We start from the raw sequence: 26,264 nt of genomic DNA on the forward strand, positions 1-26,264 counted from the left end.
TCAGCCGGCCGGCGGTGGATTCGGCGGCTGGCTGCCCGGAGCACCCGGCGGTGGTACGTCCGGGGGCTGGCTGCCCGGAGCACCTGGCGGTGGCGGGTACCCCGGGTAGGCTCCGCCCGGCATGGGTGGCGCGGCCGGGTAACCGCCGCCGGGCACCGGTGGCTCCCACTGCGCCGTCGGCTTGCGGAAGAACTCGTTGGACGGTGGCAACGCCAGCAGGATCAACGCCGCCAGCAGCGCCAGCAGGCCGATCACGCCGAGCACCGTGTTGACCGGGTTGAACCAGCCGGGCAGCGCGGCTTCCAACTCCGCCTGCACCTCTGTCGGATCGGGCAGGTCGGGATCGGTCGACGAGGCACCGCCGGTCATCGCGTTGCCGGCCAGCCCACCGATCAATCCGATACCGGAGCAGCAGAGGAAGATTCCGCCGAGTACCCAGGTGACGATCCGGGCCGGATTCTTTCCTCGGTTGTTGAGCAGGGCCAGGATCACCAGACCCGCCGCGACCAGCAGCCCGAGGACGGCGGTGGCGACGAGGGTGATCGTGGTGAACGTGGCTACCGCCTCGTACTCGGTGCCGCCGTACGCGTCGGTGTAGACCTCGTCGAAGACGGTCAACACCGACAACCCGGCGACCGAGCTGATCACCTGGATCGCGGCGACCGCATAGAGCAGGTAACTCGAAATGGTGACGGTGCTCGGCCGCTCCTTGGCGCCGGGTACCGCCGGATTGGAATCCGACACGGCTCTTCCTTCCCTGGGGTCCGGGAGATCACCGTAGCGGTACCCGGCCAGGTGACCCGGACAAACCGCGCCGGTCACGCTCGTTTCCGGGCCAATGTACCGGCCGGGCCGGCACCGTCAACACATTGACGCCGATCAGGCGACCCTCACCATCAACCCTTCCTTGTCGTCGGCGAGATCGACCTGGACGGTGTCACCGTCACGCACGTCGCCGGCGAGCAGTGCCCGCGCCAACTGGTCGCCGATCGCGGACTGCACCAACCGGCGCAGCGGCCGGGCCCCGTAGATCGGGTCGTAGCCGTGCTCGGCGAGCCAACCTCGGGCGGACTCGCTGACCTGCAACGTCAGCCGCCGGTCGGCCAGCCGCCGCCGCATCCGGTCCAGCTGAATGTCCACGATGGATCGCAGCTCGTCGCCACCGAGCATGGCGAACACGACGATGTCGTCCAACCGGTTGAGGAACTCCGGCTTGAAGTGTGCTCGGACCACGGCGAGCACCGCCTCGCGCCGCTGTTCCTCGGTCAACGTCGGATCGTTGATCAACGTCGAGCCGAGGTTGGAGGTGAGGATCAGGATCGCGTTGCGGAAGTCCACCGTACGGCCCTGGCCGTCGGTGAGCCGGCCGTCGTCGAGCACCTGCAGCAGTACGTCGAAGACGTCCGGATGGGCCTTCTCCACCTCGTCGAGCAGGATCACCGAGTACGGCCGACGGCGTACCGCCTCGGTCAGCTGACCGCCCTCCTCGTAGCCGACGTAGCCGGGCGGGGCACCGACCAACCGGGCTACCGAGTGCTTCTCGGCGTACTCGCTCATGTCGATGCGAACCATGGCCCGCTCGTCGTCGAACAGGAACTCCGCGAGTGCCTTGCCCAGCTCGGTCTTGCCGACACCGGTCGGCCCGAGGAAGAGGAAGCTGCCGGTCGGACGGTCCGGGTCGGCGACGCCGGCCCTGGCCCGCCGGACCGCGTCGGAGACCGCGGCCACCGCCTGGCGCTGCCCGACCACCCGGGCGGCCAGCGACTCCTCCATTCGCAGCAGCTTGGCGGTCTCGCCCTCCATCAGCCGACCGGCGGGAATGCCGGTCCAGGCGGCTACCACCGCGGCGATGTCGTCCGCCCCGATCTCCTCGGTGAGCATGGCGCCGTCGGCCTGTAGCGCGGCCAACTCGGTCTCGGCGCGGGCGAGTTCGGCTTGCAGCGCCGGGATCCGGCCGTAGCGCAGCTCGGCGGCTCGTTCCAGCTCGCCGTCGCGCTCGGCGCGCTCGGCCTCGCCGCCGAGGCGTTCCAGCTCCTCGCGGGCGGTGGAGATGCGGGTGATGTGCTCCTTTTCCAGTTTCCAGCGGTCGCTGAGCGCGGTCAGCTGCTCGCGCTTGTCCGCCAACTCCTTGCGCAACCGGTCGAGGCGCTGCGCCGAGCCCGGATCCGGCTCCTTGGCCAGCGCCATCTCTTCGATCTCCAGCCGGCGGACGGCACGCTCGATCTCGTCCACCTCGACCGGCCGGGAGTCGATCTCCATTCGCAGCCGGGAGGCGGACTCGTCGACCAGGTCGATCGCCTTGTCCGGCAGGAACCGGTCGGTGATGTAGCGGTCCGACAGGCTGGCGGCGGCGACCAGGGCGGCGTCGGTGATCCGCACCCCGTGGTGCACCTCGTAACGCTCCTTGAGCCCACGCAGGATGCCGATGGTGTCCTCCACGGTCGGCTCGCCGACCAGCACCGGCTGGAACCGGCGCTCCAGCGCCGGATCCTTCTCGATGTGCTCGCGGTACTCGTCGAGCGTGGTCGCACCGACCATCCGCAGCTCGCCTCGGGCCAGCATCGGCTTGAGCATGTTGCCTGCGTCCATCGAGCCCTCGCCCTTGCCGGCACCGACCACGGTGTGCAACTCGTCGAGGAAGGTGATCACCTGGCCGTCGGAGCCCTTGATCTCCTCCAGCACCGACTTGAGCCGCTCCTCGAACTGGCCGCGGTACTGCGCGCCGGCGACCATCGCGCTGAGGTCGAGCGAGACCAGCCGCTTGTCACGCAGTGACTCGGGCACGTCGCCCGCGACGATACGCTGGGCGAGTCCCTCCACGATCGCGGTCTTGCCGACGCCAGGCTCGCCGATCAGCACCGGGTTGTTCTTCGTACGTCGGGAGAGCACCTGGATCACCCGGCGGATCTCGGCGTCCCGGCCGATCACCGGATCGATCTTGCCGTCCCGGGCGCTGGCGGTCAGGTCGACGCCGTACTTCTCCAGGGCCTGGTAGGTCTGCTCCGGATCGGCGGTGGTGACCCGTCGGTCCCCACCGCGCACCGACGGGAACGCGGCGACCAGGTTCTCCTCGGTGGCACCGGCGGTCTTGAGTAGTTGAGCGACCGCCCCACCGACCCGGGCCAGGCCGGCCAGCAGGTGCTCGGTCGAGGTGTACTCGTCGCCGAGCGGGCGGGCGATCTGCTCGGCCGCGCCGATCGCGTTGGCGAACTCGCGGGACAGGCTCGGCTCGGCGACGCTGGATCCGCGGGCGGCGGGCAGGTCCTCCACCGTCCGTACGGCGGTCCGGCGGATCTCGACCGGATTGGCGCCCACGGCGCGCAGCAGGCTGCCGGCGGTGGATCCGCCGGTGTCCAGCAGGGAGAGCAGCAAGTGCCACGGCTCGACCGTGGCGTGCCCCCGCTGGCTGGCGACGGCGACCGCGGCGGTGATGACTTCGCGACTCTTGGTGGTAAGGCGTTCGGCGTTCATGTGCTCCCCTGTTCCGGCAGGTCGGTCCACTGGTAAAGGACACCACCAGACTTGAGTCTATTCCACTCAACTTCAGTCGGCGAGTCCTGGCTGGGTCACCGCCGGTGGAACTTTCGTTTCCAGCCGGTGCACCGGACTGATCCCGCCCACCCGGACCGGCGTAGCGTGGACGGTGTGCGAGCACGTGTGGAACAGGTGGACCTGCCCGGGATCGGGGTACGCCACGATCTGCTCACCGAATCCGGCCGACGCATCGGCGTGGTGAGTCACCGGTCAGGACGGCGCGATCTGGTCCTCTACGACGAGGACGATCCGGATGCCAGCGACGCGGACATCCCGCTGACCGACGCCGAAGCCGAGGCGCTGGCCGACATCCTCGGCGCCTCGCTGATGCTCAGCCAGCTCGCCGGGCTGCGTGATCAAGCCGCCGGGCTGCTCACCGAGCAGGTGGCGATCGCCGCCGGTTCCCCGTTCGTCGGCCGTACGCTCGGCGACACCAAGACCCGCACCCGCACTGGCGCATCGATCGTGGCGGTGCTGCGCGACCGCGAGGTCCTCGCCTCCCCGGGGCCGTCGTTCCGGTTCACCGCCGGCGATGTCGTCGTGGTGGTCGGCACCCGGGCCGGACTGGACGGCGTCGGCGGCATCCTCGCCAACGACGATCCCGACGGCTGAGCCGCCATGCACTCCAGCGCCCTGCTGCTGATCGAACTCGGCGCGTTACTGCTGCTCCTCGGTCTGTTGAGCCGCCTTGCCCGGCGCTACGGACTCTCTCCCATCCCGCTCTATCTGCTCGCCGGGCTCTTCTTCGGCCACGGCGGGCTGCTTCCGTTGCATGACATCCAGGAGTTCTTCGCGGTCGGTGCGGAGATCGGCGTGGTGCTGCTGCTGGTCATGCTCGGCCTGGAGTACTCGGCCAACGAACTGGTCGGCAACCTGCGCCGAGCGGCCCCCGCCGGCCTGATCGACGCACTGCTCAACGCGCTGCCCGGCGCGGCGTTCGCGCTGCTGCTGGGCTGGGGACCGACCGCGGCCGTGGTGCTCGCCGGCATCACCTGGATCTCGTCCTCGGGTGTGATCGCCAAGTTGCTCGGCGACCTCGGCCGGTTGGGTAACCGCGAAACTCCGGTGATCCTGTCGATCCTGGTCGTCGAGGACCTGGCGATGGCGTTCTACCTGCCGGTGCTCAGTGCCGTGCTGATCGGCGCCGGGATCGCTTCCGGCAGCGTCGCGGTCGCCATCGCGGTCACCACGGTCACCCTCGTGCTACTGGTGGCGATCAAGTTCGGGCACGCCATCTCCGCCATGCTCTCGGTACGGGATCCGGAGTCGTTGCTGCTCGGTGTGCTCGGGTTGACCCTGTTGGTAGCCGGGATCGCCGCCGAGTTGCAGGTCTCCGCCGCGGTCGGGGCGTTCCTGGTCGGCATCGCGCTGTCCGGGCAGGTCGCGCACAGCGCGACCGAGCTACTGACCCCGCTGCGGGACGTCTTCGCCGCCGTGTTCTTCGTCTTCTTCGGGCTGGTGACCGACCCCCGGGACATCCCGCCGGTGCTGCTGCCGGCGCTGGCGCTGGCAGCCGCGACGATGGCCACCAAGGTACTCACCGGCTATCTCGCCGCCCGACGGGCCGGCATCGCCGCGCCCGGCCGGTGGCGGGCCGGCTTGGCGCTGATGCCCCGCGGTGAATTCTCTATCGTGATCGCCGGCCTGGCGGTGGGCAGTGCCGGCATCGAGCCGGCGCTCGCGCCGCTGGCCACCGCGTACGTGTTGATCACGGTGGTGACCGGTCCGGTGCTCGCCCGAATCCCGGACACCGGATGGTTCAAACGACGGCTGCGGCAACGCCGCAGGTCGCGACCTGCCGTCGACGAGCAGCCGACGACGGAGGAGCAACAGGTCACGGCCTCGTGAATGGCACGTCCGAGACCTTCCCTGATCATCGTGCGACACGTTACCGTGGCGCGGCAGTAGCTAGTGGTAGGCCTGGGGCCCGACAACGGCCCGTGGCCGCGGACCGGAGGTCGCCCGTTGAGCGTGCAAGAGTCGGCGTTCCGCGGCTTCGCCAACCCGGTGGACCCGTCGCCCGGCGAGTTGCGCGCTTGGGCTTACCAGCCCGACTCGGTGCCGCTGCAGTCGATGCCGCAGGACTGGGACCTGCTCGTCTCCGGGGACCGGCTGGTCCCCACGCTGTTCGACCTGGCGATGGACCAGACCTGCCCGGCCCGCCGGTTCGCCCTGCACTGCCTCTACATCTATGCCGCCGACGGCATCCGGACCAACTTCCGGGCCCACCCCAAACGCCGGCTGCGCAGGCTCGTCGAGCAGGCCGAGCAGAACGGCGACGAGCTGATGGCCACCTGGGCGCACAACACCCGCGTGCTGCTGGCCAAGCCGCAACTGTTCGACTACCACGACTGGTGCGAGGGCGGCCTGGTCCGCAAGTCCCGCCGGTTGAGCTGAGCCCGGGAGCCGCGGATCAGTCAGCTGTCCACCCGTCAGTCAGCCACGCTGGATGAACGCGATCTTTTCGTAGACGTGCAGTGCCTGGACCGGACGGGCTGCCCGACCGGTCCAGCCGGCCCAGTGCCGCCGGTTCACGTCGTCGCACAGATCCTGGACCAGGTCGACGGACCTGCCGGGATGCCCGGGCGGGCCGCCACCGTACTCGTCGAGATAGGCCGTCGACATGTCCTCGATGACGTAGAAGCCGGATCGTCGGACATGATCGACGAAGAGCGCTTCGAACGACGCCTGGATGTGTGCGTTGACATGGCTGCCGTCATCGACGATGACGTCGAACGGCCCGTATCGCCGCGCGAGGTCGCGCAGGTAGGCCTGGTCGGACTGGTCGCCCTGGTGTATCTGGATACGCGGCTCGACGATGTGCTTCTCGGCGATGTCGAGTCCGTGGATCTGGCCACGGTGGAAGTAGTCACGCCACGTGCGAAGTGACGCGCCGCCCCAGGTAGGCGACTCGTAGCCGCCTACACCGATCTCCAGCAACGTGATTGGTCGGTCTCGCAGCGGGCCGAGGTGCCGTTCGTACAGGGCCGCGTAGCCGTGGCCGCGTGCCTTGTCGGTGTCGTAGATCCTGGCCAGCATGGTCAGGTTCCGGCGTACGGTCGGAGCGATCAGCCGTTGGGCACGGATGATCCGTTGGTCGCCGATCACGTGCCGGATCTTCGCCCGAGTACTGGTCATAAGCCACAGTAAGCCGGAATTACCCCCTTAAGGGGCAATTCCGGGGAACGGGGCACTGTCCACGACCACCTGCCCGGACCGGTGTGCGTCGATGGACAGCCGCGCTAGTCCGTCACGCCGCCGGCCGCGGCCGGACGACCCCGGTCGCGTCGCTGTGGGCGCCACACGACCAGCGCGGTCGAGGTGCGGCTGGTCGGCACCAGATCACGGCGAGGGAAGGGCGCCATCGCCTCCAGTTCGGCGATCCGCTGGTACGCCGCCGCGAGTTCGGCCTCCATCGCCTCCACCCGCTGCTGCAGTTCGCCGACGAACTGCTCCAGACCGATGATCTGCTTGATGCCGGCGAGATTCACCCCGTCGTCCTGGCTGAGCCGCTGCACCTCACGCAACAGCACCACGTCACGCACGCTGTATCGGCGCCCGCCACCGGTGGCGCGGCCCGCCTGCACCAAGCCCAACCGGTCGTACTGACGCAGGGTCTGCGGGTGCATACCGGCCATCCGCGCCGCCACCGAAATGATCAGGACCTTGGCGTCGGAGGCAGCCTCGAACGAGATCGTCAGCTCTTCATCCACCCTCGCTCACCTGTCCCTCATTTACGGCGCTGAGCGCCCTGTCCCTCATTTACGGCGCTGAGCGCCCTGTCCCTCATGCGGCGCTGGCGTTTGCTCGTCGTTGCGGCGCACCCGAGCGGCGAGCTGTTCCCGGTCCGCGCCCGGAGCGTGTTCGGCGAAGGTGTGCAGCGCCTGACGTGCCGTGTCGTCAACGGTAGCCGGGACGACCACCTCGACGGTAACCAGAAGGTCACCGGAAGTGCCGTCGCGGCGTGGCACGCCCTTGCCCCGAGCCCGCAGCGTGCGCCCACTCGGCGTTCCGGGCTGCACCCGAAGGGTGACCGAGCCATCCATGGTCGGCACCCGCAGGTCGGTGCCGAGCACCGCTTCGGCGAAAGTGATCGGCACGGTCAAGGTGAGATCGTCACCGGTGCGGCCGAACAACTCGTCCCTGCGCACCTTGACCAGCACGTACAGGTCACCGGCCGGCCCGCCACGATCGCCCGGCTCGCCCCGACCCGCGAGGCGGATCCGCTGGCCGTCGGCCACCCCGGGCGGGAACCGCACGTTCAGCGTACGGGTCTTGGTGACCCCGCCGGTGCCAAGGCACTCCGGGCACTTCTCGTCGACGATCGTCCCCACACCCTGGCAGTCGCGGCATGGCTCGGAAAAGCTGAACGAACCCTGGTTGCGGGTGGTGAGGCCGGACCCGGCACAGGTAGGGCAGGTACGCGGCGCGGTGCCCGGTTTGGCCCCGTTGCCGTGGCAGGTCTCACAGACGCCGGGTGCGCGCAGGCTCAGCGGAACCGTCGTGCCGCGGACGGCGGACGCGAAGTCCAGCACCACCTCGGCCTCGACGTCCCGGCCCCGGGCCGGCCCCCGGGTGCGCATCCCACCGGTGCCACCGGAGAAGATCGAACTGAAGATGTCGGAGAACCCGGCCCCGCCGAAGCGGCGATCCCCGGCGGCCGTGCCAGCACCGGCCCCGGCGAAGCCGCCGAACAGGTCGGACGGATCGAACCCACCGCCCGGGCCGGCGCCACGGGCACCCCGGCGGAACGCTCCCGAGCCGAACAGGGAACGCACCTCGTCGTACTCCGTGCGCTTACGCTCGTCGGCGAGCACGTTGTACGCCTCGGAGACAGCTTTGAACCGCTCTTCGGACACCGAGTTGCCGGGATTGTGATCCGGGTGCAGTTCGCGGGCGAGCTTGCGGTACGCCTTCTTGATGTCCTCGGCGGAGGCCGACTTGGGCACCCCCAGCACGGCGTAGAAGTCCTTCTCCAGCCAGTCCTTGGAACTCACCCGATCCTCCTCCCGTTCATCACCGCTGTGCCACCGCCCTGGCGGCGGGGCACGGCCGGTGCCCCGCCGCCAGACGTCCTGCTGACCGCCGGCCCGGGGCGGCCAGCGGTCACTCCGGGTCTGCGACGGCGACCAGCGCCGGCCGGAGCAGCCGGTCACCGAGCAGGTAGCCGCGTCGCATCACATCGACGCAGGTGGGCTCGGTCACCTCAGCCGACGTCTGATGCGCCACGGCCTCGTGCCGGGTCGGATCGAACGGGTCGCCCTTCTCACCGAAGGGTGTCAGTCCGAACTTGCCGAGCGCAGTGTTGAGCTGTTCGGCGACGGTGCCGAACGGCCCGACCAGGTCCCCGTGCTCGCGGGCCCGGTCCAGGTCGTCGAGGATCGGCAGCAGGGCGGCGAGTACCGCCCCGGTGGCCTGCTCGGACACCAGCCCCCGGTCGCGGTCGACCCGCTTGCGGTAATTGGCGTACTCGGCGGTGACCCGCTGTAGGTCCCGGGTCCGTTCGTCGAGGTCGGCGCGCAGTGCCTCGAGTTCGGCGCCGAGCGCGCCGGCACCGGTGTCACCGGCCGCAGCGCCACGTGCGGTGGCCTGCGGTTCGGCGGATGGCTGCCCGTCCAGCACCTCGGCCGGCTCGACCACCTCGCCGGTGACCGGCTCGTCCACGACAGCCGCGTCCGAGGTCTCCGGCTCGACCGCCGGCTCGGTGGCGGCCGGCTCGGCGCTGGCCGGCTCGGTGGCGGCCGGCTCGGCCTGGGTCGCCGGGGTGGTGCTCGCGGCCACCTGGTCGGACTGGCTGCCGTTGGCTTGCGGACTCACAGGCTCCTCCTCCGGAGCCCGCCGGGCGTGCCGCCCGGCGGCAGTGCGTTGGTCAGTGGAGGCTTGCGCATCCGCCGGATCGGCCGCGGCGTGGCGGGCGGACCGGGTACGCGTACCCGTCGGGTCGATCCTCCGCTTGTCCCGAATGACCAGGCGCTCGGTGGCCTGCCCGTCGGCTGGACCGCCCGCCGCCTTGCCACCCGGCGCCGACCCGGCAACTGCCGGGTCGGCGGCTCGTGGCTTGTCCGTCATGCGGCTACCTCGCTGTGTACGGCAGTTCGAGCAAGGGTCACTTCTTGTCGTCCTCGACGATTTCCGCGTCCACCACATCGTCCGGGCCGGCGGCGGCACCGGTCGCACCGGCACCACCCGCGCCCGGACCGCCCGCACCCGGACCGCCCGCACCCGGGCCGGCCGCGCCAGGACCACCCGCACCGCCGGCCTGGCCCTGCTGCTCGGCCTGCTGGGCGTAAAGGGTCGACCCGGCCTGCTGGGAAACCTGGGCGAGCTTCTCGTGCGCGGACCGGATCTTCTCGATGTCGCTGCCGGCCAGTGCGCTGCGCAGGTCGCCGAGTGCCTCGTTCATCTGGTCGCGCGAGTCGGCCGGCAGCTTGTCGCCGCTCTCGGCGAGGAACTTCTCGGTCTGCCACTGCAGCTGCTCGGCGAGGTTGCGGGTCTCCGCCTCTTCCCGGCGCCGCTTGTCCTCGTCGGCGTGTTCCTGCGCGTCGCGCATCATCCGCTCGATGTCATCCTTCGGCAGCGCCGAGCCGCCGGTGATGGTCATCGACTGCTCCTTGCCGGTGCCCAGGTCCTTGGCGTTGACGTGGACGATGCCGTTGGCGTCGATGTCGAAGGTGACCTCGATCTGCGGCACGCCGCGCGGCGCCGGGGGCAGCCCGGTCAGCTCGAAGGTACCGAGCTTCTTGTTGTACGCGGCGATGTCCCGCTCGCCCTGGAAGACCTGGATCAGCACCGACGGCTGGTTGTCGTCGGCGGTGGTGAACACCTCGGAGCGCTTGGTGGGAATGGTGGTGTTGCGCTCGATCAGCTTGGTGAAGATGCCGCCCTTGGTCTCGATGCCCAGGCTCAGCGGGGTCACGTCGAGCAGCAGGACGTCCTTGACCTCGCCCTTGAGCACGCCGGCCTGCAACGCCGCACCGACCGCGACCACCTCGTCGGGGTTGACGCCCTTGTTCGGCTCCCGCCCGGTGAGCTGCTTGACCAGGTCGGACACGGCCGGCATCCGGGTGGAGCCGCCGACCAGGATCACGTGGTCGACGTCGGAGAGCTTGACCCCGGCGTCCTTGATCGCCTGCTCGAAGGGGCCCTTGCAGCGGTCCAGCAGGTCCTGCGTCATCCGCTGGAACTCGGCCCGGGTCAGGGTGACGTCGAGGTGCAGCGGCGCCGACGGAGCGCCGTCCGCACCGGCCGGTCCGGCGGTGATGTAGGGCAGGTTGATGCTGGTGGTGGTCGCCGCGGACAACTCGATCTTGGCCTTTTCGGCCGCTTCGCGCAGCCGCTGCATCGCCATCTTGTCCTGGGCGAGGTCCACGCCGTGCTGGCCGCGGAAGGTCTTCACCAGATGGTCGATGATCCGCTGGTCCCAGTCGTCACCACCGAGGTGGTTGTCACCGCTGGTCGACTTGACCTCGATGACGCCCTCGCCGAGCTCCAGCAGGGAGACGTCGAAGGTGCCACCACCGAGGTCGAAGACCAGGACGGTCTGCTCCTTGGAGCCCTTGTCCAGGCCGTAGGCGAGCGCCGCCGCGGTCGGCTCGTTGACGATCCGCAGCACGTTGAATCCGGCGATCTCGCCGGCTTCCTTGGTCGCCTGCCGCTGCGCGTCGTTGAAGTACGCCGGCACGGTGATCACCGCGTCGGTGATCCGCTCGCCCAGGTAGGCCTCGGCGTCGCGCTTGAGCTTCATCAGGGTACGGGCGGAGATCTCCTGCGGCGTGTACTTTTTGCCGTCGATGTCGACGGTCCAGTTGGTGCCGATCTCCCGCTTGACCGACCGGATCGTCCGGTCCGGGTTCGTCACCGCCTGCCGCTTGGCGACCTCGCCGACGAGCACCTCGCCGTTGCGGGCGAAGGCGACGATCGAGGGAGTGGTCCGCGAACCTTCCGCGTTGGCGATGACGGTAGGCTCACCACCCTCCAGCACACTGACGCAGGAGTTCGTCGTGCCCAGGTCGATACCGACCGCACGTGCCATAGTCGCTTCCTCGCTTCGTTCCTAGAGCAGGTGCCGGGGCACCGCCCGCCGCACACCCACCACAAGTTGAGTGGAGTTGACTCAATACTGCCACGATCACAGACATCGTCAAGTCAGGTTGAGTCGGGGAGGCGCAACCACCGCCCCGACCTGCGCCGCGACCGTCAATCATCATCCGGTCGGCGAGCCACGCCGGACCCGTTCAGGTTGTTTGTGATGCATAGATCAGGCACGCTTTACCCGTGACCACGCAGGGCGAATCGGCCGCGCCCAGCCCCGGCCCACCAGGACTCCCCGGCGCGCTGACGCGACTACGCTCCGCAATCGCCGCGATGGAGTACCCGCTGGCGCTGCCGTCCGCCGACGAAGCGCGGGAGGTCGGCGCCGGGCTACTCGCCCAACTCGACGACTACCTGCTACCCCGGCTCACCCGGCTGGACGCGCCCCTGCTCGTGGTGGTCGGCGGTTCCACCGGTGCCGGCAAGTCGACCCTGGTGAACAGCCTGGTCCAGGCCCGGGTCAGCGCCACCGGCGTACTGCGGCCGACCACCCGCTCACCGGTACTGGTCAGCCACCCGGCGGACGCCGCGTGGTTCCGTCAGGGCGACCTGCTACCCGGCTTCACCCGCACCGCCGGCCCCACCGACACTCCCGGTGCGCTGCAGCTGGTGGCCGCTCCGGCCCTGGCCCCGGGCCTGGCCTTCCTCGACGCCCCGGACATCGACTCGGTGGTCGACAGCAACCGGGCGCTCGCCGTGCAGCTGCTCGCCGCCGCCGATCTGTGGCTGTTCGTCACGACCGCGGCGCGGTACGCCGACGCGGTCCCCTGGCAACTGCTGCAGACCGCCCAGCTGCGCGGCACCATGGTGGCGCTGGTACTGGACCGGGTGGCACCCGATGCGGTCGACGAGATCAGCACGCACCTACGCGAGATGCTCACCGGATACGACCTCGGCGACGTGCCGATCTTCGTGGTGCCGGAGACCACGGTCGACGGACAAGGGCTGCTGCCGGAGCCGGCCACCACCGGGATCCGGGACTGGTTCGGCCGGCTGGCCGGTGATGCCACGGCCCGCGCCGCGGTGGTCCGACAGACCCTCGACGGTGCGCTGGGCGCGCTGGCGCCCGCCGTCGAAGGGCTCGCCGTCGCCGCCGACGACCAGGTCGACGCGGCTCGGGCGCTCACCGAACGGGTACGCGCGGCCTACCGCAATGCCGGGCGTAGTGCCGAACAGGCGGTACAGGACGGCCGGCTGCTACGCGGCGAGGTGCTCGGGCGGTGGCAGGATTTCGTCGGCACCGGCGAGCTGTTCCGGTCGCTGGAAGCTCAGGTCGGCCGGCTATGCGATCGGATCGTCAGCGCCGTCACCGGCCGCCCCGCGCCCGCCACCCAACTGCGTAGCGCCATCGAGTCGCAACTGGTCACGCTCATCCGGGGCACCGCCGCCCAAGCCGCCGACGCGGCGTACGTGGGCTGGCAGGCGCATCCCGCCGGAGCCGCGCTGCTCGTCCCGGACCTGGCCCGACCCGCCGACGAGCTGTCCGAGCGGGCCGAGCGACTGGTCCGCGACTGGCAACGCGACGTGGTCGAACTGGTCCGTACCGAGGCCGGCGACAAGCGGTTCGTCGCCCGCACCGCCGCGTACGCGGTGAACGCCACCGGCCTGGCGGTCATGATCGCGGTGTTCGCGTCGACCGCCTTCGTGCCGACCGGCCTGGAGATCGCCGCCGCCGGCGGCACCACCGTAGCCGCGCAGAAGGTTCTCGAGGCGATCTTCGGCGACCAGGCGATCCGGGCCCTGGCGAACCGCTCCCGTGACGGTTTGCTCACCCGGATTCACGTACTGCTGCGCGACGAGGCCGACCGGTACCTACGGCGGATCGGCGCCGCCGTGCCGGAGCGTGGCGGTACGGCAGCGGCGGGCGAGCGGCTGCGCGCCGCCGCGGTCGAAGTCGAGCAGGCCCGGGCCGTCGCCGGCCTTGCCGGCGATACGCCGTACCGGCTGCCCGGCACGCTGCCAGGGGCGGTCGCATGACCGGGTTCCTGAGCCGGATCCGCGACGCGGTGCGGGGCGAGCCGCAGGTCGACGCCGGCCTGCTCGTCGACCGCCTCGACGCACTGGGCCGGTTTTTGCGCGCCGCCGACGGGCACGTGCCAGACGAACGGCTCGGCGCGGCGCACACCCTGGTGGAGCGGGCCGGGGCCAGGTTGGCGCTGTCCCGGGAACACACCGTGGTGGCACTGGCCGGGGCCACCGGCAGCGGCAAGTCGAGCATCTTCAACGCCCTCGCCGGTCTGGACCTGTCGCCGGTCGGGGTACGCCGACCGACCACCGGCTCCGCCCACGCCTGCGTCTGGGGATCGATCGACGGCGCGGCGGAACTGCTCGACTGGGTCGGCGTGCTGCCCCGGTACCGGTTCGTACGGGAAAGCCCGCTCGACGGTGCGGACGAGACGGGTCTGCACGGATTGGTCCTGCTAGACCTGCCAGACTTCGATTCGGTCGAGTTCGGTCACCGGCTGGAGGTCGACCGGCTGCTCGGTCTGGTCGACCTGGTGGTCTGGGTGGTCGATCCGCAGAAGTACGCCGACCGGGTCATGCACCACAGCTACCTGCAGGAGTTCCACCGCAACCGGGAAGTCACCGTGGTGGTGCTCAACCAGGCGGACCGGCTCGACGCGGTCGAACTGCCCCGGCTCATGACCGACCTGCGCCGGTTGCTCGACGACGACGGGCTCGCCGGAATCCCGCTGTTGGCGACCTCGGCGCTGGTTCCGGCGGCCCTGTCCGAACTGCGCGGGCTGCTGGAACGTACGGTCGCCGAACGGCAGGCCGCGCTGCGGCGCCTCTGCGGCGACGTGGACCTGGTCGCCGACGGGTTGGCCGACCTGGTCGGGCCGGCCGGACGCGCCGAGGAGGAGATCAACCGGGGCAGTGTCCGCCGGCTCACCGCCGCGCTGGCAGCCGCGGCGAACGTGCCGACGGTCGTCGAAGCGGTCGGATCTGCGTACCGGCTGCGCGCCGGCGCCGCCACCGGCTGGCCGCTCGTGCGGGCCTGGCGCAAGCTGCGACCGGACCCGCTGCTACGGCTGCACCTGCTCGCCGGCCGGGCCGGTGCGTCACCGCCGGGCGCCGCGGTCGCGCTGCCGTTGACCTCGCTGCCGGAGCCGACCGCAGCGCAGCGGGCCGCGGTCGACCTCGCCGTACGCAGTCTCGCCGAACAGGCCGGGTGCCGGCTGCCTGGACCGTGGCCAACCGCGGTCGCTGCCGCGGCCCGGTCACAGACGATGGAGTTGCCTGACGCGCTCGACCGCGCGGTTGCCGGCACCGATCTGGGGTTGGCTGACCGGCCGGGGTGGTGGCGGGCCGTCGGCGGCCTGCAATGGCTGGTCACGCTCACCGCAGCGGTAGGGCTCGGCTGGCTACTGACCGGTTTCGGGCTCCGCACGCTGGGCCTGCCGACGCTGGACTACCCGGTGGTCGGCGTCCTGCCGGTGCCGACGGTGCTGCTGCTCGCCGGTCTGCTCAGTGGGGCGCTACTCAGCTTGCTGGCCCGGCCGGTCATCGGTTGGGCCACCCGGCGTGCCCGGCGGCGGGCCGAGGACCGGCTGACCGACGCGGTCGCCGAGGTCGCCCGCCGGCTCGTGGTCGGACCGGTCAGATCGGTGCTGGCCGCGTACACCGACGCTCGCCAGGCGCTGGACCAGGTCCGGTCAGTTCGCTGACAAACGACTGCCCGCCGCCGGGCGTGGCCGACATGTAACGCGCTGGTGATGCCACGAGCCGCTGAGCAGCGTAGGGTCGAATCATGGCCACGCCTGAGACCCCCTACGAGGCGGTGCTGGCCGCCGCCCGTGACGTGACCAAGCTGGAGTGTGCCCTCGACGCGGAGATGCTCGGCGCCGCGCTCCTGGGCAGTGTGTACGCGGTGGCCGAGACCGACCGGGCGGACGCCGTCCGCGATTTCGTCGCCGGTTTTCTGTCCGCCACCGCACGCCGCAGGGCTGCTGCCGCCGCGACGATACGTGTCGTTTTCGCCCGATTAGTTCCTGAAGCGTGTGGTGCGGCTAGTGTCAAGATCGGCAAAACGGTTCCGGCGTGGTCCGGCCAGCTCGGCCGGGTACATCTGACCGGCAGTTACGCCTACGGGGACGTGTACGGCGACCAGACGTCCTACCTGGCTACCTTCGCCTACGACGACGCCAGCGGTGGACCGGAGCACGCCGTGGTGGCGCTCGTCGACCACAACATCGGCATCACCAAGGACGTCTTCGTGGGCGGTCCCGCCGAGCGCATCCTCGGACAGGTCCGCGAGATGTGTGCCAACGACGAGCTGACCTGGTTCCGTGAGGAGGATCCCCGCACCCTACGCGGTGAGGTGAGCCGGCATCTGGCGATCACCGACGGCCTCGGTCAACTACCCAGTGAGGGATCGCTGGCCACCGACCGGGCGCTGGTCGGCGCCCGGCTCGCCGTTCTCCCGTCGCCAGCGCTGACGGTGGCCCCGTCGCTGGACGATCCGCTACCCGCAGACGAGCGGACCATCCTGGTACGGGAGTTCCTCGCCGCGCCGGAGGCGAGCCGTTTCGGGCTCGATCCAGCCGGCACCACCGACCTCGCCTCGCTACATTTCTGCCTGAGCCTGGTACTCGACCACTCGGCAAGCCTGCTCGACCCGGATCCGATGCGGTGGAGTCCGGCCGTCGCCGGCATGTTCCTGCTGGACTGGGTGCACCGACGGGCGGTTCTCGACATCGACGACGCCGCGATGCTGCCGGCTGTGGTGCGGGGCTGGGCGGCGTACGCCGGCCGGCGACGCGGCCTGCCAGCTGTCGCGATCGCCCAGACCGACGCCGCGATAGCCGAGATGGTGCCGGAGTTCGTCCGGTTGTACACCACCGGCGAACGGCGTAGTCCGGCTACCGCGGCCGTCGCGCAACTGCTCGCCGAGGGTGTCGACGTCAACGACCCCGAGGCCCTGGACGCATGGATCGATGCGAACCGGCAACGGCTCGGCGACGACCAGACCTGAGCAAACCGGGCGCCGCGGCGCACCGGGTGCGCTGACCGGCCCGACCAGTCGACGCGGTCGGCTACGGCGATGGCTGCGGTGTCCCCGAAGCGGCGGGAGTGGGCGACGCGGAGGCCTCGGTGTCACCCGGGTCCAGCGACGGGGTGGCCGGTGACGGGCTGCTGGTCGGTGACGGACTGACGGTTGGCGACGGACTGGTGGTCGGCGACGGGCTGACTGCCGGCGAGGGCGACGGGCTGACTGTCGGATCGACCTCCGGGTCGATTTCTGGATCGATCTCCGGGTCGATCTCGGGATCGATCTCGGGATCGATCTCCGGATCGACGGGTGGCCCGACGGTAGGTGGCGGGGTGGACGGATCCGGTTCCGGCGTGGGTGTCGTCGGCTCGCTTCCCGTACCGTGATTTGGAGCCTGAGGTGCCGGCGGGCCAGGCAGCGGCACCGGATCGGAAAGTGCCCCGCCACCGGAAGCCCCGCCGCCGTTTCCGGTGCCCCGACCACCGCGCGCGTCCCAGGGATCGTCGCCCGTACGACCCGACTCGCCGCCGGCGCTGGACTGGCCTGACGTCGCGGTCGGCCGGGGCGGCGCGGTCGTCGGGACAGGACGCACGACGATCGGGCCGCCCGCCGGATGGTCGATGACCGGCACCGCGCCGGTGACTCGCCCGTTGCCGGTCACCGTCGCCGATCCGGCGCCGAGCGTGACCAGCATCGGCAACGACGCGGTGAGCACCAGCATCGACACCACGAAGCCAAACCGCCGCGCCGAGCCGCTCACCCCGGCGGTTTCGGCTGGACGATCCCTGTGCAGCGCCACGGTCGAACTCCTCGTCGGTACGTTCGCCGACCGCATGCGGTGCGGCTGACCGGGTCCTTGTCCTACATTGTGGATCAGTGACGGATAGTTTTCCAGTTCAATACATCGTGTTATCAGAACCGGACGGACGAGTCCGTCTCGGCCGTTCGCAGCGCGAGGTTACAAGTTCCGCGTAAACGTGGACATCGTGCCGGCTCGACGAGGCCGACCCATGACGTCCCGCACCACAAATGCGAGTATGGACCAGACGGCGCCGTCGCCGCTGCCTCCGCCCGACACCGGCGGGGCGCGACACGACGCCGTTCCTCCCGGACCGGATTCCAGCCAGAATTCGGCCGTGCCGCGCGGCAACCCTGACCCGGGCCAGGCGCGGTGAGAGGGACCTGCCCCGGCAGCGGTCGGCGGACAGGACGAGCTGAGCGGTCGGGACACCCCCGCTGCCACGCACACACGATGGGAGAGACGGATGGCGAAAGGCGACCGCGGGACGGCGCCCCGTGGCAGACCAGCCACGGGGCGGCGGCCGAGCACCAAGGCAGCCGCCGGCTCGGAGCTGGTGCAACTGCTCACCCCCGACGGCGAACGGATCGACAAGGTCACCGGGCCCGACGGTACCGAATACACGGTCGACTTCACCGACGAGGAGTACCGCGGTCTCTACCGCGATCTCGTCGTGGTGCGCAAACTCGACGCCGAAGCGACCGCCCTGCAGCGCCAGGGCGAGCTGGGCATCTGGGCGAGCCTGCTGGGCCAGGAAGCGGCCCAGGTCGGCTCGGGCCGGGCCCTGCGGCCGCAGGACATGGCCTTCCCCACCTACCGTGAGCACGGCGTTCTCTACTGCCGCGGGATCGATCCGATCATGCCGTTGGGCCTGTTCCGCGGGGTGGACCAGGGCGGCTGGGATCCCAACGAGTTCAAGTTCAACATGTACACGATCGTGATCGGTGCCCAGACGCTGCACGCGACCGGGTACGCCATGGGCATCGCCATGGACGGCAAGACCGGCGGCGACGACGGCGAGGCGGTCATCGCCTACTTCGGTGACGGCGCGTCCGCCCAGGGTGACGTCAATGAGGCGTTCGTCTGGTCCAGTGTCTTCAACACGCCCGTCGTGTTCTTCTGCCAGAACAACCAGTACGCCATCTCGGAGCCGCTCGACCGGCAGACCCGGATCCCGCTCTACCAGCGTTCGGCCGGCTTCGGCTTCCCGGGCGTACGGGTGGACGGCAACGACGTGCTGGCCAGTTACGCGGTCACCCGTACCGCCCTGGACAACGCGCGGCACGGACAGGGGCCGACGTTGATCGAGGCCTACACCTACCGGATGGGCGCCCACACCACCTCGGACGACCCGACCCGCTACCGCATCGCCAGCGAGGTGGAGGCCTGGCAGGCCAAGGATCCGATCGCCCGGGTACGCGTCTTCCTGGAGAAGCAGCAGATCGCCGACGCTGACTTCTTCGCCGAGGTCGACGCGCAGGCCCAGCGGGACGCGGTACACCTGCGGCAACGGGTACTCGACATGCCCGACCCCCAGCCGACCGCCCTGTTCGACCACGTGTACGCGCACGGCTCGCCGCTGCTCGACGCCGAGCGGGCCCAGTTCGAGCGCTACCTGGCGTCGTTCGAGGGAGGGTCGCACTGATGGCGGAAACGGTCACACTGGGCAAGGCGCTCAACGTCGGGTTGCGCCGCGCGCTGGAAAACGACAGCAAGGTCATCGTCATGGGCGAGGACGTCGGTAAGCTCGGCGGCGTCTTCCGGATCACCGACGGGCTGCAGAAGGACTTCGGCGAAGACCGGGTGATCGACACGCCGCTGGCCGAATCGGGCATCATCGGCACCGCGGTCGGTCTGGCCATCCGCGGCTACCGTCCGGTCTGCGAGATCCAGTTCGACGGGTTCGTCTATCCGGCCTACGACCAGATCGTGTCGCAGGTGGCGAAGATGCACTACCGGTCGCAGGGCAAGGTCAAGCTGCCGATCGTCATCCGAATTCCGTTCGGCGGCGGCATCGGCGCGGTCGAGCACCACTCGGAGTCGCCAGAGGCGTACTTCTCGCACACGGCCGGTCTGAAAGTCGTCGCCTGCGCTTCGCCGCAGGACGCGTACACGATGATCCAGCAGGCGGTCGTCTCGGACGACCCGATCGTCTTTCTGGAGCCGAAGCGGCGCTACTGGGAAAAGGCACCGGTCGAGCTGGAGGCGCCGCTCGGTACGGCGTACCCACTGCATGCCGCGCGGGTCGTGCGCCCTGGCAGCGACGCGACAGTGCTGGCGTACGGGCCGATGGTGCGCACCGCCCTGGACGCGGCGACCGCCGCCGCCGAGGAGGGCCGCGAGCTTGAGGTGATCGACCTGCGTTCACTCTCCCCGCTCGACCTGGCCAGCACGTACGACTCGGTACGGCGGACCGGTCGCTGCGTCGTGGTACACGAGGCGCCGACCAACCTCGGCCTCGGCGCGGAAATCGCCGCCCGGGTCACCGAGGAGTGCTTCTACTCCCTCGAAGCGCCGGTGCTGCGGGTCGGCGGCTTCAACACGCCGTACCCGGCGGCCCGGCTGGAGGAGGAGTACCTGCCCGACCTGGACCGTGTGCTCGACGCCGTCGACCGCGCCGTTGGGTGGTGACCGTGATGTCCCGGATCAAGCAGTTCGACCTCCCGGATCTCGGCGAAGGGCTGACCGAGGGCGAAATTCTGAAGTGGCTCGTCGCGGTCGGTGACGTGATCGAGTTGAACCAGCCGATCGTCGAGGTCGAGACGGCCAAGGCAGCGGTGGAGATCCCGGCCAAGTGGGGCGGGCAGGTGCAGGCGATCTTCCACGCCGAAGGCGCGACGGTCGAGGTCGGCACGGCGATCATCGCGATAGACACCGACCCCCAGGCCGGTCCGGCCGAGACCGGTCCACAGACCGATGCGGCAGCTGGCGAGAAGCCCAGCGACGAGCGGGCCGTACCGCCAGCCGGCGGGGCGGTCGAGCCCGGCATGATCGGCGGTCCGGCCCCGGGTGGCCGGACCGCGGTGCTGGTCGGTTACGGTCCCCGCACGACGGCGGCGAAACGACGCCCGCGCCGCACCAACGGCCATCAACCGCAGCCGGCGGCAGCCACACCGGCTCCGACGGCGCCGGTGGCCGTTGCCAAGGTCGACCCAAAGCCGCTGGCCAAGCCACCGGTGCGCAAACTGGCCCGGGACCTCGGCGTCGATCTTGCCGCGCTGCCCGGTAGCGGTCCACTCGGCTCGATCACCCGAGACGACGTGCTGCAGGCGAGCAGACCGGAGCATGCGGTTACCGTCGGATCGGCTGACCCGTCGTCGGCAATGGAGTCGCACGCCCGCGTCGCGGCAGCGGCGGCGGTCGGGCCGGCCAGGGAACGGCGGATCCCGGTCAAAGGTGTACGCAAGCTGACCGCGGAGAACATGGTCGCCTCCGCCTTCAGCGCCCCGCATGTCACCGAGTTTCTGACGGTGGACCTCACCCGGTCGATGAAGGTCCTGGACCGGCTACGCGGACAGCCCGAGTGGCGGGAGTTGCGGATCTCCCCGCTGCTGCTGGTAGCCAAGGCCGTACTGGTCGCGCTGGTTCGCCATCCCCTGGTCAACTCCACCTGGGCCGGCGACGAGATCCTCGTCAAGGAGTACGTCAACCTGGGCATCGCCGCAGCCACCGGCCGGGGTCTGATCGTGCCCAACATCAAGGACGCCGGACGCCTCACCACGCGTCAACTGGCCGAGGCAGTGGCCGAACTGGTGCGTACCGCGAAGGCAGGACGTACCGCGCCGGCGGACATGACCGGCGGAACGATGACGATAACCAACGTCGGAGTGTTCGGCGTGGACAGTGGCACGCCGATCCTCGTTCCCGGTGAGTCGGCCATCCTCGCGGTCGGCGCCATCCGCAAGGCACCCTGGGTGCACAAGGACAAGATCCGGGTACGCCAGGTCGCCACGCTCGCGCTGTCGTTCGATCACCGAATCATCGACGGGGAACTAGGTTCGGCCTTCCTGCGTGACGTCGGCGACTTCCTGACCGACCCGGAGGCAATGCTGCTCGCTTGGACCTGAGTCAGCAACTCAACACAAGGTGACCACGGCGTCGCTCCCAGCATCGGGAGCGGCGCCGCGACTCGTTGCGGACCTTCACAAAGCAACGAATCAGTGGCTGAAATCCGAACTTTCTTAGGCGAGTGCTCGCCATCACCTTGGATTCGTTGGCACTCCTCCTGGAACATGCGCTTCAATTGACTCGGGCCGCCGCCGTGGCCAGCCCCATGCAGATCCACAGGAGAGCACGTCATGTCCATGATCGATCGAATCCGTCGCCACCGGGAAGCCGCCCGGCGGACCCGCGCGCTGGAGCGGGCGTTGCGTTCGACGAACTCGGCCGCCGTCCGGGACGAGATCCGCGCCATCGCACAGCGCTACTACAGCTGAACGCATTGCTGCTATTGCGCTCGCCAAGTCAAGACACCACTGCCACTTCCCCGGCACCGGGATTCTCCCGTCCGCGATGGCCCGGTACGGTGGGGCTCGGTCGCCGTCGGGTCGGCCGGCGCGCTGAAGGCCACGACCGGTCAGCAGTTGCCCGGATCATCAGCCGGCGACCAGGGCTGCGAGGCCTTGGCGGTGCCCGACCGCCAGGGCCGGGGCAGCCAGCCCGGCCGGACCACCGGCGTCACTGGTCGACCGACCAGCCGCGTCGACCACACCGGCACGGCTGACATGTCATGGAGGAGGCGCACATGACGTCCGAGGGCACGCAGCATCCCGGCCAGGAGCCGGACGAGGCGGGTGTCGGCGGATCCGCGCCGTACGGCAGCAGCCAACGACACCATGCCGACCAATCAGCTGCGGTCCCTGGACCAGGCGCCCCGGCACAGCAGTGGGGGCCGACCGACGATCCGTGGGGTCCCGGCCCGGCTGGCCGCCCCACGCCGGCCCAGCGGCCTGAGGGTTACCCGGCACCGCCGCCGTTTCCTCCCGCGCCCGGTAACTACGCCGGGCCAGGTGAGCCTGGCGGCGGTCGACCTGTCGATGCCAGACCGGGCGGTGCGGACGAGCAGAACCGCCCGGCGCCGGGCGACATGGGGTGGCGTCCGCCGCCGCCCATACCGCCCGCCGAGCCGTGGACACCACAGCAGGCCTGGCGCACCGACCCGGCGCGGCCGGCGGCCGCGCCGCCGCCGGCCGGTGGGTTCGGCGGACTGCCGCAGCGCCCGACCGACCTGCCGTCCCGCGCCCCGGAGCAGGGCCGGTTCGAGCCCGGTCCGGCACCGGCCCACTTCGAGCCGCCGGCGGCCTTCGAGCCACCACACGGCTTCGAGCCGGCGAATCCGTTCGGTGCCGGCAATACGCCGAACCATCCGGTACCCGAGCCGCACGCGAGCCCTGAGCACAACCCTGGACCGGTCCAGCCGCCGGTTCCAGAGCAGCCTCGGCAGCCTGCGCCGGGTGAACCACCATCGCGGCACGGCGCGGCACTGCCGTTCGCCCCTGCTGGCCCGACTCCCCTCCCGCCACAGGAGGTACGCGTTCCGGGCGCATCGCTGGCCGCCGCGCTCGGTGGTGCACCGATGCCTCCACCGCCGGCCGACCCCGCACCGGCACCGGCTCAACCACCACTTCCTCAGCAGCGTGGTCCGCTCGACCCGCCACCGGTTTCCGACCCCCGCCCGTCGTTCGTTGCTCCGACGGACCGGCCCTCACCCCCGTCACCCCCGCCGTCGCCGTCCGGTGGTGAGTCCGCCGCAGGCCACCCCGGGGCTCGCGGGGTCACCGCGAGTGCCGCTGTCCCCAGCGGCAGCCGGGTCGCGCCACCGGCCGACGCGGCGGCGATCAGCGCGAACCGTCCGCCAGCGCAGCCACGCCTGTACGGCCGCCCGGCCGGCCCCGAACAGAGCGGTTCGGGGCAGCCGCAGTCCGAGGCGTTGTCGCCCAACGGCAGGGCGTTCGGTCCGACCGGCTCGCCGGTGCCGACGCCCGAGCCAGGATCGGCAGGTCAGCCACTGCCCGGCCGGTCGGCCGGACAGGCGGCGCAGCCGTTCGGGCCGCGTCCGACTCCTCCGGGCCAACCTGCGGCCCCGCCAGCCGCCGCCCCTCCTGGCGGCCCGGATGCCGCCGCTTTGGCCCTGCCTCATCTCAGCACCGCGGCGCACATCCAGCCGACCTCGCCGGCCGAGGCAGGCCGCGGCTACCGTCAATCCGGCGCGGCACCCTATGGCGACCTCGTCGACGCAGGCCAGGACGGTGTCGACGGCCCCGGGCGGCACGGCCGACCGGACGGATACCCGCCGATGGAGCCGTCGCACCAACCAGCTGGCTACGCGGGTGGCGTCCAGGCCGGCCCGGCCGCCGCGCACGCCGGTTCGGCACCGCCGGCCATGCATCCAGGTTCGGCACCGCCGGCCATGCATCCAGGTTCGGCACCGCCGGCCGGCGCCGGCCCGGCAACCGCCCAGTGGACGCCAGGTGAGGACCGAGAGCAGAACCGGTTCGACGCGTTCCGCCCGGACGAGCCGGGGGCCGGTGAGGCCAAGCCCGATCAGCCGGCACCACAGGTACGCAACGGGCGGGTTCTGGTAGCGGTACTGACGGCCGCGGTGCTGCTCGTCGCGGTGCCATTGCTGCTGGTGTGGCTGATCACCCGCCAGCCCGGCGGCGAGGCGGCGTTCAACCCGGCTGTCGGTGAGTGCGTCAAGCAGTCCGGCAACACGGCAGCGCCGGCCGACTGCGCCGAGCCGAACGCGTTCACCGTGGTCGCCAAGGTCGAGCGCGCCGACCAGTGTGACGACCCGAGCGCCCCGCATATCGAGGTGCCCGGCAACTCGGGCCAGGAGCAGGTACTCTGCCTGCGATCGGCGGCCGCCGAGCCGGCACCTGAAGAGGACGCGGCGGAGCCGGGCACGGAGTCCACCGGATGATGTCAGACCCGGCCGGCAGGCACCGGCAGGGCATGGCACGGTTGCCGGTGTGCTGAACTCACCGCGCGTGCGCGCGCCGCAGCTGAAGGGTCGCCGGTGGCTGAACACCGGCGACCGGGCGATCACTCTCGCCGACCTGCGCGGCAGGATCGTACTGTTGGACTTCTGGACCTTCTGCTGCGTGAACTGCCTCCATGTGCTCGACGAGCTGCGCCCGCTGGAGGACAAGTACGGCGACGTGCTCGTGGTGATCGGGGTGCACTCGCCCAAGTTCGCCCACGAACGCGAGCCTGCCGCGGTGGCCGCCGCCGTCGAGCGGTACGGCGTTACCCACCCGGTACTCGATGACCCCGATCTGGACATGTGGCAGCAGTACGCGGCGCGGGCCTGGCCGACGCTCGTGCTGGTGGATCCGGAGGGCTACGTGGTCGCCACGATGGCCGGCGAGGGCCATGCCGAAGGGCTCGCCCGCGAGATCGACGAACTGGTCCTGACGCACGAGGCCAAGGGCACCCTGCACCGTGGCAACGGCCCGTACGTGCCACCGTCGTCGGCAGACACCACGCTACGGTTTCCCGGCAAGGCGATCGTGCTCGACGACGGCCGGCTGCTCGTCTCCGACACCGCTCGGCACGCGCTCGTGGAACTGGCCGCGGACGGCGAAACGGTACTGCGCCGGATCGGCTCGGGCGAGCGGGGCCGTGCCGACGGCGACGCCACCACCGCTCGGTTCAGCGAGCCGCAAGGGCTGCTGCGGCTGCCTGCCGAGGTGGCTGCCGTCGTCGGCTACGACATCGTGGTCGCCGACACGGTCAACCACCTGCTGCGCGGGCTGGTAGAGGAGACCGGTGAGGTGCGTACGGTCGCCGGTTCCGGCCGCCAGTGGCGCTCCACTGTCGACTGGAACCCGCACGACTCCCTCGCCGTCGACCTCTCCTCGCCCTGGGATCTGGCCTGGTACGACGGCAAGGTGATCAGCGCGATGGCCGGCATCCACCAGTTGTGGTGGTTCGACCCGGTCAAGCGGACCGCTGGGATGTACGCCGGCACCACCGTCGAGTCGCTGCGCGACGGCCCGATTCCGGACGTGTGGCTGGCGCAGCCGTCCGGGTTGGCGGTCAGCGTCGACGGACGGCAGCTCTGGATCACCGACAGCGAGACCAGTGCGCTGCGCTGCCTCGCCGATGGCCGGCTGCGTACGGTCGTCGGGCAGGGCCTGTTCGACTTCGGCCAGGTCGACGGACCCGCGTCGAGAGCGTTGCTACAGCATCCGCTGGGGGTCTGTGCCCTGGTGGACGGGTCGGTGTTGGTCGCCGACACCTACAACGGTGCGCTGCGGCGCTACGACCCGGTCACCGACGAGTTGACCACGGTGGCCGACGGGCTCGCCGAGCCCAGTGACGTCCTGCTCACCGCCGACGGCGCGGTCTGGGTGGTCGAATCCGCCGCCCACCGGGTGACCAGAATCGCACCTGGTGCGCTCACCGCTGCCGGAGTGACCACCACTGGCGAGCGGCAGCGGACCGAACGTCCCGCGATGCTGGTCGCGCCGGGCACGGTGACCCTCGACGTGGTGTTCACTCCGGCACCCGGCCAGAAGCTGGACAGCGGTTTCGGTCCGCCGACCCGGCTGGAGATCTCCGCCGACCCGCCCGAGTTGCTCAGCGCCGGTGCCGGCATCGGCACCGAGTTGAGCCGGCGGCTGACCATCGCCTCATCGGCGAGCACCGGAGTACTGCAGGTAGTCGCTCAGGTGGCGACCTGCGACGCGAACGACCAGCACGCCGCCTGCCACCTGACCCGGCAGGACTGGGGCGTACCACTGCGGATCGACCCTGGTGGGGTGACCCGGGTGCCGCTGATCCTGCGCGGCGTCGATTTGGCAGCCGACGGCTGACGGCCGGCGACCGCCACGCACGCACGTT

Annotated in this window: 20 protein-coding genes; 12 read left to right on the forward strand and 8 right to left on the reverse strand. The window is 70.6% G+C overall.

The features are described from left to right. Both ACN27F_RS18445 and clpB read right to left on the reverse strand, forming a co-directional pair. Complete coding sequence (locus ACN27F_RS18445) at nucleotides 1-744, reverse strand: hypothetical protein (protein ID WP_421435003.1); 744 nt, start codon at nucleotides 742-744, stop codon at nucleotides 1-3. Nucleotides 745-879: 135 nt separating this feature from the next. Further along, nucleotides 880-3,471 (reverse strand): ATP-dependent chaperone ClpB, encoded by a 2,592-nt coding sequence (gene clpB, locus ACN27F_RS18450; protein WP_421435004.1) that lies wholly within the window; start codon nucleotides 3,469-3,471, stop codon nucleotides 880-882. 174 nt (nucleotides 3,472-3,645) lie between these two features. Here clpB and ACN27F_RS18455 point away from each other — a divergent pair, with 174 nt between their 5' ends. The 3 genes from ACN27F_RS18455 (at nucleotide 3,646) to ACN27F_RS18465 (ending at nucleotide 5,931) form a co-directional block, all read left to right on the forward strand. After that, nucleotides 3,646-4,146 (forward strand): cation:proton antiporter regulatory subunit, encoded by a 501-nt coding sequence (locus tag ACN27F_RS18455; RefSeq protein ID WP_421435007.1) that lies wholly within the window; start codon nucleotides 3,646-3,648, stop codon nucleotides 4,144-4,146. A 6-nt stretch (nucleotides 4,147-4,152) separates the two neighbouring features. Then, nucleotides 4,153-5,382, forward strand: a complete 1,230-nt coding sequence (locus tag ACN27F_RS18460) for a cation:proton antiporter (RefSeq protein ID WP_421435009.1) — start codon at nucleotides 4,153-4,155, stop codon at nucleotides 5,380-5,382. 117 nt (nucleotides 5,383-5,499) lie between these two features. Beyond that, nucleotides 5,500-5,931 carry a hypothetical protein gene (locus tag ACN27F_RS18465; RefSeq protein ID WP_421435010.1) on the forward strand — a complete coding sequence of 144 codons (432 nt, stop codon included), beginning with the start codon at nucleotides 5,500-5,502 and terminating at the stop codon, nucleotides 5,929-5,931. A gap of 39 nt (nucleotides 5,932-5,970) precedes the next feature. On the opposite strand, the gene ACN27F_RS18470 is transcribed toward ACN27F_RS18465, so the two are convergent. From ACN27F_RS18470 to dnaK, 5 genes are all read right to left on the reverse strand, one after another. Beyond that, a complete protein-coding gene (locus tag ACN27F_RS18470) occupies nucleotides 5,971-6,672 on the reverse strand; it encodes a hypothetical protein (RefSeq protein ID WP_421435012.1) in 702 nt (233 codons plus the stop codon). A 104-nt stretch (nucleotides 6,673-6,776) separates the two neighbouring features. Further along, nucleotides 6,777-7,247: a heat shock protein transcriptional repressor HspR gene (locus tag ACN27F_RS18475; RefSeq protein ID WP_421435013.1), complete on the reverse strand. Its 471-nt coding sequence runs from the start codon at nucleotides 7,245-7,247 to the stop codon at nucleotides 6,777-6,779. 45 nt (nucleotides 7,248-7,292) lie between these two features. Next, the gene (dnaJ, locus tag ACN27F_RS18480; protein ID WP_421435016.1) at nucleotides 7,293-8,531 is read right to left on the reverse strand and encodes a molecular chaperone DnaJ; all 1,239 of its coding nucleotides are present in this window, start codon (nucleotides 8,529-8,531) and stop codon (nucleotides 7,293-7,295) included. A gap of 109 nt (nucleotides 8,532-8,640) precedes the next feature. After that, nucleotides 8,641-9,603 carry a nucleotide exchange factor GrpE gene (gene grpE, locus ACN27F_RS18485; protein WP_421435018.1) on the reverse strand — a complete coding sequence of 321 codons (963 nt, stop codon included), beginning with the start codon at nucleotides 9,601-9,603 and terminating at the stop codon, nucleotides 8,641-8,643. 37 nt (nucleotides 9,604-9,640) lie between these two features. Next, the gene (gene dnaK, locus ACN27F_RS18490; protein ID WP_421435020.1) at nucleotides 9,641-11,566 is read right to left on the reverse strand and encodes a molecular chaperone DnaK; all 1,926 of its coding nucleotides are present in this window, start codon (nucleotides 11,564-11,566) and stop codon (nucleotides 9,641-9,643) included. 332 nt (nucleotides 11,567-11,898) lie between these two features. Between dnaK and ACN27F_RS18495 the strand changes: the two genes are divergently transcribed. From ACN27F_RS18495 to ACN27F_RS18505, 3 genes are all read left to right on the forward strand, one after another. Beyond that, complete coding sequence (locus ACN27F_RS18495; protein WP_421440292.1) at nucleotides 11,899-13,602, forward strand: ABC transporter; 1,704 nt, start codon at nucleotides 11,899-11,901, stop codon at nucleotides 13,600-13,602. Then, a complete protein-coding gene (locus ACN27F_RS18500) occupies nucleotides 13,599-15,293 on the forward strand; it encodes a GTPase (RefSeq protein WP_421435022.1) in 1,695 nt (564 codons plus the stop codon). The genes ACN27F_RS18495 and ACN27F_RS18500 overlap by 4 nt, the downstream gene beginning before the upstream one ends. A gap of 83 nt (nucleotides 15,294-15,376) precedes the next feature. Then, a complete protein-coding gene (locus tag ACN27F_RS18505; RefSeq protein ID WP_421435024.1) occupies nucleotides 15,377-16,600 on the forward strand; it encodes a hypothetical protein in 1,224 nt (407 codons plus the stop codon). A 61-nt stretch (nucleotides 16,601-16,661) separates the two neighbouring features. On the opposite strand, the gene ACN27F_RS18510 is transcribed toward ACN27F_RS18505, so the two are convergent. Beyond that, complete coding sequence (locus tag ACN27F_RS18510) at nucleotides 16,662-17,417, reverse strand: hypothetical protein (protein ID WP_421435026.1); 756 nt, start codon at nucleotides 17,415-17,417, stop codon at nucleotides 16,662-16,664. 466 nt (nucleotides 17,418-17,883) lie between these two features. Between ACN27F_RS18510 and pdhA the strand changes: the two genes are divergently transcribed. The 6 genes from pdhA to ACN27F_RS18540 all read left to right on the forward strand — a co-directional run bounded on the left by pdhA (nucleotide 17,884) and on the right by ACN27F_RS18540 (nucleotide 26,236). After that, nucleotides 17,884-19,062, forward strand: coding sequence for a pyruvate dehydrogenase (acetyl-transferring) E1 component subunit alpha (gene pdhA / locus ACN27F_RS18515; RefSeq protein ID WP_421435028.1), 1,179 nt, complete (start codon nucleotides 17,884-17,886; stop codon nucleotides 19,060-19,062). Then, complete coding sequence (locus tag ACN27F_RS18520; protein ID WP_421440293.1) at nucleotides 19,059-20,048, forward strand: alpha-ketoacid dehydrogenase subunit beta; 990 nt, start codon at nucleotides 19,059-19,061, stop codon at nucleotides 20,046-20,048. The genes pdhA and ACN27F_RS18520 overlap by 4 nt, the downstream gene beginning before the upstream one ends. A 5-nt stretch (nucleotides 20,049-20,053) precedes the next feature. Next, nucleotides 20,054-21,484 (forward strand): dihydrolipoamide acetyltransferase family protein, encoded by a 1,431-nt coding sequence (locus ACN27F_RS18525; RefSeq protein WP_421435030.1) that lies wholly within the window; start codon nucleotides 20,054-20,056, stop codon nucleotides 21,482-21,484. A gap of 231 nt (nucleotides 21,485-21,715) precedes the next feature. Further along, nucleotides 21,716-21,853 carry a hypothetical protein gene (locus tag ACN27F_RS18530; RefSeq protein WP_421435031.1) on the forward strand — a complete coding sequence of 46 codons (138 nt, stop codon included), beginning with the start codon at nucleotides 21,716-21,718 and terminating at the stop codon, nucleotides 21,851-21,853. Between the two features lie 308 nt (nucleotides 21,854-22,161). Further along, a complete protein-coding gene (locus ACN27F_RS18535; RefSeq protein WP_421435034.1) occupies nucleotides 22,162-24,339 on the forward strand; it encodes an LppU/SCO3897 family protein in 2,178 nt (725 codons plus the stop codon). Nucleotides 24,340-24,388: 49 nt separating this feature from the next. Continuing rightward, nucleotides 24,389-26,236 carry an NHL domain-containing thioredoxin family protein gene (locus tag ACN27F_RS18540; RefSeq protein WP_421435036.1) on the forward strand — a complete coding sequence of 616 codons (1,848 nt, stop codon included), beginning with the start codon at nucleotides 24,389-24,391 and terminating at the stop codon, nucleotides 26,234-26,236. Nucleotides 26,237-26,264 lie beyond the last annotated feature (28 nt).

Origin of the sequence: Solwaraspora sp. WMMB335, assembly GCF_049179075.1 — a bacterium.
GTDB lineage: Bacteria > Actinomycetota > Actinomycetes > Mycobacteriales > Micromonosporaceae > Micromonospora_E.